The sequence below is a fragment of the Achromobacter sp. DMS1 genome (assembly GCF_001270295.1).
This window is the reverse complement of sequence record NZ_LHSJ01000125.1, coordinates 1-11,871: the sequence shown is the minus strand read 5'-3', so window position 1 is coordinate 11,871 and position 11,871 is coordinate 1. Positions and strand designations below refer to the sequence as shown.

The following is an 11,871-nucleotide window of genomic DNA, read 5'->3' as shown; positions in this document are numbered from 1 at the left end:
GCGCACGCGCGGCGTGGTGGACGCGCCGCCCGCCCAGGCGCGCGCGCTGGTGCTGGCGCAATACGCGCAATCGGGGCAGCCTGGCATCGCCGGTTTTCCCACCACCAGCAATGTGTGGATCGTGGGGCGCGACCATGCGCGCGGCGCGCGTTCCATCCTGCTCAACGGCCCGCAGTTCGGCTGGTGGAATCCCGCCTACACCTACGGCATCGGCCTGCACGGCGCGGGCTTCGACGTGGCGGGCAACACGCCCTTCGCCTATCCCGCGATCCTGTTCGGCCACAACGCGCACGTGACCTGGGGTTCCACCGCCGGCTTCGGCGACGACGTGGACATCTACGCCGAGAAGCTCGACCCTGCCGACCGCACGCGCTACTGGCACAACGGCCGGTGGAAGACCATGGAAAAGCGCACCGAGCTCATCGCGGTCAAGGGCGCCGAGCCGGTGCTCATGGACGTGTACCGCACGGCGCACGGCATCGTGGCGAAGTTCGACGACAGCCGGCACGTGGCCTACGCCAAGGCGCGCGCCTGGGAGGGCTACGAACTGCAATCGCTGATCGCCTGGACGCGCAAGGCGCAGTCGGGCAACTGGGAGCAGTGGAAGCGGCAAGCCGCGCGCCACGCGCTCACCATCAACTGGTACTACGCCGACGACCGCGGCAACATCGGCTACGCGCACACCGGCTTCTATCCGCGGCGCAAGCCCGGCCACGACCCGCGCCTGCCCGTACCCGGCACGGGTGAAATGGACTGGGACGGCATCCTGCCTTTCTCCACCAATCCACAGGTCTACAACCCGCGCCAGGGCTTTATCGCCAACTGGAACAACCAGCCCATGCGCGGCTATCCGTCCACCGATCTGTTCGCCATCGTGTGGGGCCAGGCCGATCGCTATGCCGAAATCGAGAGCCGGCTGAAAGCCATGACGGCCGACGGCGGCAAAGTGAGCCCGCAGCAGATGTGGGATCTCATCCGCACCACCAGCTATGCCGACGTGAACCGCCGCCACTTCCTGCCGTTCCTGCAGCGCGCGGTGGCGGGCCTGCCCGCCGGCGACGAGCCTGGCCGGCAGCATGCTGCCGGCGGCGGCGTGAAAGGCGCCATGCTGGCCCTCATCGYGSAATGGCCCTGCGCGCGCTCGAGGCGGGGCTGCTCATCAACGTCACGCGCGAGCGCGTCATCCGGCTGCTGCCGCCCCTCATCCTCGATGCGGCGCAGGCCGACCTCATCGCCGGCACGCTCGCGCCCCTCATCAAACGGTTCCTGGCCGAAAAAACATAATCAACGCCTGCCCGGGCCACGAGCCTGGGCGGGCCCAACGACCTGCGACACAACCATGACACCTCCCACGACTCAAAACGGCCCCCTGCGGCATTTCCTCCAGTTCAAGGACTTCTCCTCCGCCGAGATCGCCTATGTGCTGGACCGCGCCCGCATCATCAAGGAAAAGTTCAAGCGCTACGAACCCCACATGCCGCTGCACGACCGCACGCTGGCCATGGTGTTCGAAAAGGCCAGCACGCGCACCCGCGTCTCGTTCGAGGCGGGCATGTACCAGATGGGCGGCTCGGTCATCAACCTGACCTCCAACGACTCGCAGCTCGGCCGCTCCGAGCCCATCGAAGACACGGCGCGCGTCATCTCGCGCATGGTCGACATCGTCATGATCCGCACGTTCGAGCAGACCCGCATCGAACGCTTCGCCTCGCACTCGCGCGTGCCCGTCATCAACGGCCTCACCAACGAATTCCACCCCTGCCAGATCCTGGCCGACATCTTCACCTACATCGAGCACCGCGGCCCCATCGCGGGCAAGACCGTGGCCTGGGTGGGCGACGCCAACAACATGGCCTACACCTGGCTGCAGGCGGCTGAAATGCTGGGTTTCACGCTGCACGTTTCCACGCCGGCCGGCTACGAGCTCGAGCCCGCCCGCATCGGCCAGCCGCCGGCCGCCGTGCTGCGCCAGTTCAAGGACCCCATGGAAGCGTGCAAGGGCGCGCACCTGGTCACCACCGACGTCTGGACCAGCATGGGCTACGAAGCCGAAAACGAAGAACGCCGCGCCGCCTTCGCCGACTGGTGCGTGGACGCCGACATGATGGCGGCCGCCGACCCTCAGGCCGTCTTCATGCACTGCCTGCCGGCCCACCGCGGCGAGGAAGTCACCGGCGAAGTCATCGACGGCCCGCAGAGCGTGGTCTGGGACGAGGCCGAAAACCGCCTGCACGTGCAGAAGGCGCTGATGGAGTTCCTGCTGCTGGGCCGGATCGAATAAGCCGCGGCCGGCCGGCACGCCTGCGGCCCCTCGGCGCCCGCCGCAGGGCCGCGCGCGGTGCGGCCCTCGCATTTGCGGCTACAGGATCCGCGCGAACATGGTGCGCCGCGTGTTCCGGAACGAAGGCCGCACCCGGCTGCTCCAGTCGGTGGCGCGCACCGCAAGCCAGGGCGGACTGCCGAAGGTTTCGCGCGTGCGCAGGTCGTAGCACGCGAGATAGCGCGGCGGCTCGTGCAGGCATTCGTAGCGCCGCGCGCGCACGGTGCCGGGCACGGCAGCCAGCCCGGGCAGATGCTCCTCGTCGTACCAGGCATTGAAATCGGCTTCGGCCTGCGGCAACACGTCGGTTTCCACGATGTAGTGCCAGGGCGCGTCCTGCCCCGCCGACGCGCCGGGCCGGTCGATCGTGGCGTGCAGCACGCGCCACGCGCGCGCCGGCCAGCTGCTCGGCGGCGCGCGCGCGCACCTCCGGCAGCGCCGCCTCGGGGCCGTGCGCATAGAGGTAGCAAAGCGGCTCGTCCACCGCCGCATAGGCCCGGAACGTCACGCCTGAAAGGCCCGCTCCCAGGCGGGCGGCCAGGTCGGCGGCCCGCGCCGCGTCGAACCGTTCGCCCAGGGAAATCAGCAATACTGCTTCGTGCCGCATCGTCGTCCTCCGTTCAATGTCCCACGCGCAGCGCCACCAGGAAGCGCGACACCATGTTGTAGGCGGCCGCCGTCGCCGCCAGCTCCACCAATTGCGCATCGTTCCAGCGCTCGCGCAGCGGCGCGAAAACAGCGTCCGGCACCTCGATATCGCGGGTCATGGCGTCGGTGAACGCCAGCACCTCGGCTTCGCCCGGCTCCAGGCCCGCGACCGCGTCCGGCCCGGGGCCGGCGCGCAGCCGCTCGACGACGGCCCGCGGCATGCCGGCCGCCAGGGCATGCGGTACGTGGGCCTCGAATTCATAGGGCGCGCCGTTCAGCGTGGCCACGCGCAGGATGATCAGCTCGCGCAGCCGGGGCGGCAGCGAAGTCTGCTGGCGGATGGCCGTCAGCATGGCTTCCCAGCCCTGCGCCACCGGCGCACTGTTGAGCAGCACCTGATACAGGGGCGAGATGCGCCCCCGGGCCGAGGCGATGCGGCTTTCGAGGCCGGCCAGCTCGGGGCGCGTGCCCGGCTCGACGGGAGAAACCCGGCAGGTCTTCATGGCTCACTCCGGACGGATGTTCTTGCGCTGGATCAGCGCGGTCCATTTCTGGCGGTCGGCCGCGATGAGCGCCGCCAGTTCCTGCGGCGAGGTGGGCGCGGCCTGGGCGCCGAACTTCTCCAGGCGCGCCTTGACCGTGGCGTTTTCCAGCGCCGCGCGCACGGCCCGGTTGAGCCTGTCGATGACGGCGGGCGGCGTGGCCGCCGGCGCGACCAGTCCGTACCAGTTGTTCGACTCCACGCCCGCGATGCCCTGTTCGGCCAGGGTCTGGACCTCGGGCAGCAAGGGGTGGCGCGCCGGGGCGGCTATGCCCAGCGCCTTCAGCTTGCCGCCCTGGATGTGGCCGATGAGCCCGGGCACGTCGCCGAAGAAGCCCGCCACCTGGTTGCCCATGACGTCGTTGATCACGGGCGCGGCGCCCTTGTACGGCACGTGCAGCACCTTGGCCTTGCTGGCGTCGGCGAACATCTCCAGCGTCAGGTGGGGGATGCTGCCGATGCCGGAGGAGCCGATGGCGACCGCCTGCGGCGCGGCCTGCGTGCGCTTGACGAAATCCGCCGCGTCGGAGGCCGGGTTGGATGGGTTCACCACGAATACGGTGGCGTTGTTCACCACCCGGGACACCGGCGCGAAATCGCGCGCCGGATCGTAGGGCAGGTTCTTGTACAGCGCCGGGCTGATGGACACCGCGCCCACGCTGGTCAGAAACAGCACCGAGCCGTCCGCCGGCGCCTTGGCCACGTAGGCCGCCGCGATATTGCCGTTGGCCCCCGCCTTGTTCTCGACGATGACCTGCTGCCCCAGCTCCTTGCCCAGTTGCTCGGCCAGCACACGGCCCACCAGGTCTACCGGGCCGCCGGGCGGAAAGGCCACGATCAGCCTCACCGGCCCGTCCGCGCGGGCCGTTCCCAGCGCCGCCAGGCCCAGCAGCCCGGCGCAAAACAGTTTCCTCAACATGAATGTCTCCTTTGCTTTGATGATTCGTCTGGTGGAATCGGGCGGGTTCCCGGCCCCGCCTTCGGAAAGCCGCTACGCAAAACCGTAGAGGCGCGCCGGGTTGTCGACCAGCACGCGCCGGCGCAGGCCGGCGTCGGGACAGGACTGGAAGAACAGGTCCGCCAGCTCGCCGTCGTCCGGCATGTCGCCCGACACATTGGGATGCGGCCAGTCCGTGCCCCACAGCGTGCGCCCGGGCAACGCCTCCACCAGGGCCCGCACGAAGGGCAGGCCCTCGGCGTAGGGTCGCCGGCCCGACGCGATGCGGTCGATGCCCGACACCTTCACCCATGCCTGCGGCACCGCGGCCAGGTCGAGCAGGGCGCGGAACGCGGGCGCGCTCACGCCTTCCGCCGCCCGCACGCGCCCCATGTGGTCCACCACGAAGGGCAGCGGCAGCGCGCGCAGACGCGGCAGCAGCCCCGGCAGCATGGCGCCGTCCACGTGCAGGCAGAGATGCCAGCCCAGCGGCGCGATCAGGCTCACGACGTGGTCGAACACGGCCGCCTCGGGCGCGCCGCCCAGGTGCGGCACGAAGTTGAAACGCGCGGCCCGCACGCCCGCCTCGTGCAGCGCGCGCACCCCGCCGGACGTCGCGTCGGCGCCCAGCAGCGCCACGCCCCGGTAGCGGCCCTGGCCGCGCGCCAGGGCATCGAGCAGCGCCGCGTGATCCGCGCCATGGCAATTGGCCTGCACGATCACGGCCCGTTCCACGCCCAGGCGGGCATGCAGCGCGGCCAGCTTTTCGAACGGCGCATCGGGCGGCGTGTAGGCGCGCCCCTCGGCGTAGGGAAAGCGGTCGGCCGGGCCGAAGACGTGGCAATGCGCATCGCAGGCGCCCGGCGGCAGTCCGTGCCGGGGCCGGGACGGGGTTTCGAGGGGAGGACGGCAATCGGGCACGGCGCATTCCTGTATGGCTAAAAGCGCATGGTGGCCGATTGCGGCCCATCAACCAATGCTATATCTTTGATTTCAGATATACAATTTTTCTATATCAATTCCATGGATCTCAAACAGATCGAGTACTTCGTGCGCGTGGCCGAGCGCCGCAGCTTTTCGCGCGCGGCCGAAATGCTGGACGTGGCCCAGCCCACGCTCAGCCGCCAGGTGCGGCTGCTGGAACTCGAGCTGGGCCAGCATCTGCTGTACCGCAACGGCCGGGGCGCCGAGCCCACCGAAGCGGGGCTGCGCTTCCTGGAACACGCCCGCGCCCTGCTCGCCCTGGCCGAGCGTGCCCGCGAAGACCTGCAGACCCTGCGCGCCACGCCGGCCGGCAAGGTGGTGGTGGGGCTGCCGCCCCGCATCGCCCGGGTGCTCACGCCGCCGCTGGTGCAGGCGTTCCGGCGCGGCTTTCCCGAGGCGTCCATCGCCGTGGCCGAGGGCCTGAGCGCGCAGGTGCGCGAATGGCTGCTCGCCGGGCGGGTGGACCTGGCCCTGCTGTACGATCCGGCCCCCTCGCCCCAGCTCGCCTACGAATCGCTGTACCGCGAAGACCTGGTGCTGGCGGCGGCGGCCGGCCGCCAGCCTCCCCTGCCCGCCCGGGTCGAGGTCGGCCAACTGGGACGCTACCCGCTGGTGCTGCCCAGCCTGCCCAACGCCATCCGGACCCTGGTCGAAAGCGTCTGCCGCCGCCGCGGCGTGCGCCTGCAGGTGGCCGCCGAGGTCGACGCCGTGCAGACCATCGTGGAACTGGCCGCCCAGGGCGACGCCTACGCCATCCTGCCCCGCTCGGCCGCACGCGGCCCCGCGGCGGAGCATCCGCTCTCGCTCTGCGAAATCGGCAATCCGCGCATCCTGAACGACCTGGTGCTGGCCAGCGCCCGCCACCGGCCGGCCACCCGCCTGGCCACGGCCACCGCCGCGCTGATCCGCGGCCTGGACATCGCCGGGCTGCTTGCCCCGCCCGCTTCCGCGGGCGCTCGCGCGGCCCGCGCCCGGGCCGCCCGCCCGGCCAAAAGAGTTAAACTAACCGGTCACATTTCTTGTTTGGCGGCTCGCTGTTGTCAAAGTCCGCTGTCAAAGTCCTGTTGGCGTCTCACCTCGAACAATGACCACTATCCTCCCGAACCTTCCCACCGGCCAGAAGGTGGGCATCGCCTTTTCCGGCGGCCTCGACACCAGCGCCGCGCTGCTCTGGATGCGCAACAACGGCGCCATCCCGTATGCGTACACCGCTAACCTGGGCCAGCCCGACGAAGCCGACTACGACGAGATTCCCCGCAAGGCCATGGCCTACGGCGCCGAGAACGCCCGCCTGATCGACTGCCGCGCGCAGCTTGTGGCCGAGGGCATCGCCGCCCTGCAATCGGGCGCCTTCCACGTCTCGACCGCCGGCATCACCTACTTCAACACCACGCCCATCGGCCGCGCCGTCACCGGCACCATGCTGGTGGCCGCCATGAAGGAAGACGACGTCAACATCTGGGGCGACGGCAGCACCTTCAAGGGCAACGACATCGAGCGCTTCTACCGCTACGGCCTGCTCACCAATCCCGACCTCAAGATCTACAAGCCCTGGCTGGACCAGCGCTTCATCGACGAGCTGGGCGGCCGCGCCGAAATGTCCGAGTACATGCGCCAGGCGGGCTTCGACTACAAGATGTCGGCCGAGAAGGCCTATTCCACCGACTCCAACCTGCTCGGCGCCACGCACGAAGCCAAGGACCTGGAACAGCTCAGCTCCGGCATCCGCATCGTCAAGCCCATCATGGGCGTGGCATTCTGGCGCGACGACGTGGCCGTCAAGGCCGAGGAAGTCCGCGTGCGCTTCGAGGAAGGCCAGCCCGTGGCCCTGAACGGCGTGGAGTATTCCGACCCCGTCGAGCTCATGCTGGAAGCCAACCGCATCGGCGGCCGCCACGGCCTGGGCATGAGCGACCAGATCGAAAACCGCATCATCGAAGCCAAGAGCCGCGGCATCTACGAAGCCCCGGGCATGGCCCTGCTCTTCATCGCCTACGAGCGCCTGGTCACCGGCATCCACAACGAAGACACCATCGAGCAGTACCGCGAAAACGGCCGCAAGCTGGGCCGCCTGCTGTACCAGGGCCGCTGGTTCGACCCGCAGGCCATCATGCTGCGCGAAACCGCCCAGCGCTGGGTGGCGCGCGCCGTCACCGGCGAAGTCACGATCGAACTGCGCCGCGGCAACGACTACTCGCTGCTGAACACCGAGTCGCCCAACCTCACGTACGCGCCCGAGCGTCTGTCCATGGAAAAGGTCGAAAACGCCCCGTTCACGCCGGCCGACCGCATCGGCCAGCTCACCATGCGCAACCTCGATATCGCCGACACCCGCGAAAAGCTCTTCACCTACGTGAAGACGGGCCTGCTGGCCTCGTCCGGCACCTCGTTGCCGCAACTGAAGGACGAAAAGAAGTAAGCCGCCCCGCGGCCATCCCGAAAAAACCCTCGGCGCCGAAAGCGCCGAGGGTTTTTTTATCGTTGGGGCCCCCAAGGAGACGAAACCGCTCCCGCAGGCAACCGGCCGGACGCCCGGCGCGGCAAGCGCCTCTGCCCGCGCCTCAGAGTTCCACCTGCATGCCCATTTCCACCACGCGGTTGGCCGGGATCTTGAAGAACTTGGTGCTGCGCGTGGCGTTGCGCGCCATGAACGAGAACAGCGCCCGGCGCCAGCGCAGCATGGCCGGTTTCCTGGCCGCCACCACGGTCTGGCGCGACAGGAAGAACGAGGTGCGCATGGGTTCCAGGTCGATCTCGGGATAGGCCTCGGCGATCTGGCGCAGCGCGTCCGGCACGTCGGGGTCTTCCTTGAAGCCGTAGTTCACGGCGGCCTGCCAGCTCGACGCGCTGAGCTTGTGGACCTCGAAACGCTCGTCTTCCGATACGTAGGGCACGTCGGCCACGCGGATCGAGAGAAACACCACGTGCTCGTGCAGCACCTTGTTGTGCTTGAGGTTGTGCAGCAGCGCCGGCGGCACGTTGCCGGCATTCATGGTCATGAAAATCGCGGTGCCGGGCACGCGCGAGGGCGGGAACGCCTCGAGCTGCTCCATGAACTCGCCCAGCGGCTGGCGGTCGCGCTGCTGCATGTCGGCCAGCAGCCGGCGGCCGCGCCGCCACGTCATCATCAGCGTGAACACCACGATGGCCACCAGCAGCGGCAGCCACCCGCCCTCGTGGATCTTGAACACGTTGGCCGAGAACAGCAGCACGTCGAACAGCAGCAGCAGGCCCAGCACGGCCAGCCAGAGCAGGCGTCTGGCGCCCGTGCTGCCGCGCGGCAGCACCGCGAAGGCCAGCACCGAGGTCGTGAACATGGTGCCCGTGACGGCAAAGCCGTAGGCCGCAGCCAGGTTGTCGGAGTTGCGGAACATCAGCACCAGGATCAGCACCGCGCACAGCAGCAGCGCATTGACCTGCGGCAGGTAGATCTGCCCTTTCTCGATGGCCGAGGTGTGCAGGATCTGCATACGGGGCCAGAAGCCCAGCTGCACCGCTTGCCGGGTGACCGAGTACGCCCCCGAGATCACCGCCTGCGAGGCCACGATGGTGGCCACGGTAGCCAGGGCCACCAGCGGCGCGAGCGCCCAGTCCGGCGCCATCATGAAGAAGGGATTGCGGATGGCATCGGGGTTGCGCAGCAGCAGCGCGCCCTGCCCGAAATAGCAGAGCGTGAGCGCCGGCAGCACCATGCTGAACCAGGCGCGGCGTATGGCTGCGCGCCCGAAATGCCCCATGTCCGCGTACAGCGCCTCGGCGCCCGTCAGCGCCAGCACCACCGCGCCCAGCAGCACGAAACTGACCAGGGGGGATTCCAGCACGAAGCGCACGGCCCATATCGGATTCAGCGCGGCCAGGACTTCGGGCGTCTGCCAGACCTGCCAGCCGCCCAGGGCCGCCAGGGTGCCGAACCACAGGGCCATCACCGGCCCGAACAGCTTGCCCATGGCGCCCGTGCCGTGCGACTGGATGGCGAAAAGCGCCACCAGCACCACCAGCGCGATGGGCACCACCCAGTGGTCGAGCTGGTGCGAGACGATGCCGATGCCCTCCAGCGCCGAGAGTACGGAGATCGCCGGGGTAATCATGCTGTCGCCATAGAAGAGCGCGGCGCCGAAGATACCCAGCACGATCAGCACCCAGCGCAGCCGGCCTTCCCGCCCGCGCACCGCGAGTTCCAGCAGGGCCAGCGTGCCGCCTTCGCCGCGGTTGTCGGCGCGCAGCACCAGCGTCACATACTTGAACGACACCACGATCATCAGCATCCAGAACAGGATGGACAGCACGCCCAGCACGTGCTGGGGCGCCAGGTCGGTGTGCACGCTCAGGCCCGTCAGGCAGGCGCGCAACGTGTACAGCGGGCTGGTGCCGATGTCGCCGTACACCACGCCCAGCGCCCCCATGACGAGAGCGGCGCGAGACGAAGGCGCGTGTGCGGTAGCGGTCGAGGGAGGAATGCTGGCCGTTCCCTGGCTCATGGTGTGGGTTCTTGGCGGGTGAGTTGGGCTCCCTTGCGGGGGCCGGGAAACACGACGGAAATCCGCGTGCCGGGGAAATCGGGCCGGCTGGTGAGCTTCCACCACGCCCCGTGCGCGTGCGCGATCTCGCGCACGATGGCCAGGCCCAGGCCGGAGCCGCCCGCCGTGGCGGTGGGCGAGCGGTAGAACGCCTCGAACACCCGGTCGCGTTCCTGCGGCGGAATGCCGGGGCCATCGTCTTCCACGGTGAGCGAAGGCGGATTCGCCCCCACGATGAGGGTAATGCGGCCCCGGGCATTGCCGTAGCGCAGCGCGTTGTCGATGAGGTTGCCCAGCAGCTCGGCCAGCAGCAGCGGGTCGGCGTCGATCCAGATCGGCGTGTCGGGCGCCACGAGGTCCAGCTCGTAGTGCGCCTCGCGGGCGCGCGGAAACCATTCCGCCCCGTGGGCCCGCACCCATTCGCACAGGTCGATGCGCACGAAACTGTCTTGCGGGCGGGCGTTGGGGTCGGCGCGGGCCAGCACCAGTAGCTGCTGGCCCAGCCGGATCATGCGGTCGCTGACGGCCTTGATGCGCTCCGCTCGGGCCCGCACGTCGTCGGGCAGCGGCCGCGCCAGCATGAGCTCGGACTCCAGTCTCAGCCCCGACAGCGGCGTGCGCAGCTGGTGCGCCGCATGGCCGATGAAGCGGCGCTGCGCGGCCAGCGAGGCGTCCAGGCGGATCAGCAGGTCGTTGGTATGCGCCACCAGGGGCTCGATCTCGACCGGAACGCCGGCAACCTCCAGCGGCTGCATGTCGTCGATGGAGCGCTGCCGGATCTCCTCGGACAGCAGGTTCACCGAGCGCAGGCCGGAGCGCACGCCCTGCACCACCACCCAGGTGAACACCGCCACCAGCGCCACCTGCCCCACCACCATGAGCCAGAAGAAATCCTCCAGCATCCATAGCGACATGTCGATCTTGTGCGTGATGACCCAGGTGGCGGCGAGGTCCAGCAGAACCAGCAGCAGAATGGGCGGCATCAGCCGTATGACCAGATACCGTGCGAGCGAGCCCGAGGACAGGAGCGGGCGGGAGACGGGGGTGCGGGGCGGTAGGCTGCGTTCCTGCGTCATTTGGCGTGGACTGGCCCTGTGCGATGGAAAATGGCTGCCAGGAAGCCGCGGGCAGCCCCGCGAGCCGTGCCTGTCAGGCCGACTCCACATCCAGCATGTAGCCGAAGCCGCGCACGGTCTGGATGCTCGCGCCCGTGCCTTCCAGGCGCTTGCGCAGGCGGTAGACGTAGACTTCGACGGCGTTCTCGCTGAAATCCGCATCCCAGGCGGAAAGCGAATTCACGATCTGGCGCTTGGTGACCACGCGGCCCACGCGGGCCATGAGCATCTCGAGCACCGAAAGCTCGCGCACCGAAAGCGCCAGGCGCTGGCCGTTGGCGCGGACTTCGCGGCCCACGGTGTCGAACGCCAGCGGGCCGACCTCGATCAGGGGCTGCGCCTGGCCGGAACGGCGCCGGCCGAAGGCCCGCACGCGCGCCGCCAGCTCCGGCAGCTCGAAAGGCTTGGTGACGTAGTCGTCGGCGCCGGCATCCAGGCCGGCGACGCGGTCGTCCAGGCCGTCGCGCGCGGTGAGGATCAACACGGGAACCTGGTTACCGTCCTGGCGCAGTTGCCGCAGCACGTCCAGGCCGCTCATGCCCGGCAGGTTGAGGTCGAGCAGGAGCAGGTCGTAAGGCTGGCCCGCCAGGGCGCCCAGCACGCGGTCGCCGTCGGTCAGCCAGTCGACCGCATAACCCTGGTCGGCCAGGAATTCCTGGAGCGCATGGCCCAGGGTGGTGTCGTCTTCGATTACCAGAACTCGCATGCCGCGATTCTAGCGCGATCCCGGAAAAAAATGGCCCGCCGCACCAAAGGGTGGACAGGCCATGGCCGATCGGGCCCCGGCGGCCGGGCCGGGCCCGGGGGCG

The 11,871-nt window shown here is 69.2% G+C and carries 8 protein-coding genes and 4 pseudogenes; 5 read left to right on the top strand and 7 right to left on the bottom strand.

What is annotated here, in order from left to right:
* Nucleotides 1-13: 13 nt before the first annotated feature.
* From AD428_RS15190 to argF, 3 genes and pseudogenes are all read left to right on the top strand, one after another.
* Nucleotides 14-1,072 (top strand): annotated as a pseudogene (locus AD428_RS15190) (penicillin acylase family protein); the annotation flags it as partial.
* 41 nt (nucleotides 1,073-1,113) lie between these two features.
* A pseudogene (locus AD428_RS28025) lies at nucleotides 1,114-1,284 on the top strand (aspartate aminotransferase family protein); the annotation flags it as partial.
* Between the two features lie 55 nt (nucleotides 1,285-1,339).
* Complete coding sequence (argF, locus tag AD428_RS15185; RefSeq protein WP_053245727.1) at nucleotides 1,340-2,281, top strand: ornithine carbamoyltransferase; 942 nt, start codon at nucleotides 1,340-1,342, stop codon at nucleotides 2,279-2,281.
* 78 nt (nucleotides 2,282-2,359) lie between these two features.
* Here argF and AD428_RS15180 read toward each other — a convergent pair.
* The 4 genes and pseudogenes from AD428_RS15180 to AD428_RS15165 form a co-directional block, all read right to left on the bottom strand.
* A pseudogene (locus tag AD428_RS15180) lies at nucleotides 2,360-2,927 on the bottom strand (DUF4286 family protein).
* A 13-nt stretch (nucleotides 2,928-2,940) separates the two neighbouring features.
* Entirely contained in the window at nucleotides 2,941-3,471 is a 531-nt protein-coding gene (locus AD428_RS15175; protein WP_053245724.1) for a carboxymuconolactone decarboxylase family protein, read from the bottom strand.
* A 3-nt stretch (nucleotides 3,472-3,474) separates the two neighbouring features.
* On the bottom strand, nucleotides 3,475-4,428 hold the full coding sequence (locus tag AD428_RS15170; protein WP_053245723.1) for a Bug family tripartite tricarboxylate transporter substrate binding protein: 954 nt from the start codon (nucleotides 4,426-4,428) through the stop codon (nucleotides 3,475-3,477).
* A gap of 72 nt (nucleotides 4,429-4,500) precedes the next feature.
* Entirely contained in the window at nucleotides 4,501-5,367 is an 867-nt protein-coding gene (locus AD428_RS15165) for an amidohydrolase family protein (protein ID WP_082308432.1), read from the bottom strand.
* Nucleotides 5,368-5,469: 102 nt separating this feature from the next.
* Here AD428_RS15165 and AD428_RS15160 point away from each other — a divergent pair.
* Both AD428_RS15160 and argG read left to right on the top strand, forming a co-directional pair.
* A pseudogene (locus AD428_RS15160) lies at nucleotides 5,470-6,369 on the top strand (LysR substrate-binding domain-containing protein); the annotation flags it as partial.
* Between the two features lie 145 nt (nucleotides 6,370-6,514).
* Complete coding sequence (gene argG, locus AD428_RS15155) at nucleotides 6,515-7,849, top strand: argininosuccinate synthase (RefSeq protein ID WP_053245722.1); 1,335 nt, start codon at nucleotides 6,515-6,517, stop codon at nucleotides 7,847-7,849.
* A 142-nt stretch (nucleotides 7,850-7,991) separates the two neighbouring features.
* On the opposite strand, the gene AD428_RS15150 is transcribed toward argG, so the two are convergent.
* From AD428_RS15150 to AD428_RS15140, 3 genes are all read right to left on the bottom strand, one after another.
* Nucleotides 7,992-9,908 (bottom strand): potassium transporter Kup, encoded by a 1,917-nt coding sequence (locus AD428_RS15150; protein ID WP_053245721.1) that lies wholly within the window; start codon nucleotides 9,906-9,908, stop codon nucleotides 7,992-7,994.
* On the bottom strand, nucleotides 9,905-11,023 hold the full coding sequence (locus AD428_RS15145) for a sensor histidine kinase (RefSeq protein ID WP_152968108.1): 1,119 nt from the start codon (nucleotides 11,021-11,023) through the stop codon (nucleotides 9,905-9,907). The genes AD428_RS15150 and AD428_RS15145 overlap by 4 nt, the downstream gene beginning before the upstream one ends.
* Before the next feature lie 73 nt (nucleotides 11,024-11,096).
* Nucleotides 11,097-11,768 (bottom strand): response regulator transcription factor, encoded by a 672-nt coding sequence (locus AD428_RS15140; protein WP_053245720.1) that lies wholly within the window; start codon nucleotides 11,766-11,768, stop codon nucleotides 11,097-11,099.
* Nucleotides 11,769-11,871: the final 103 nt, after the last annotated feature.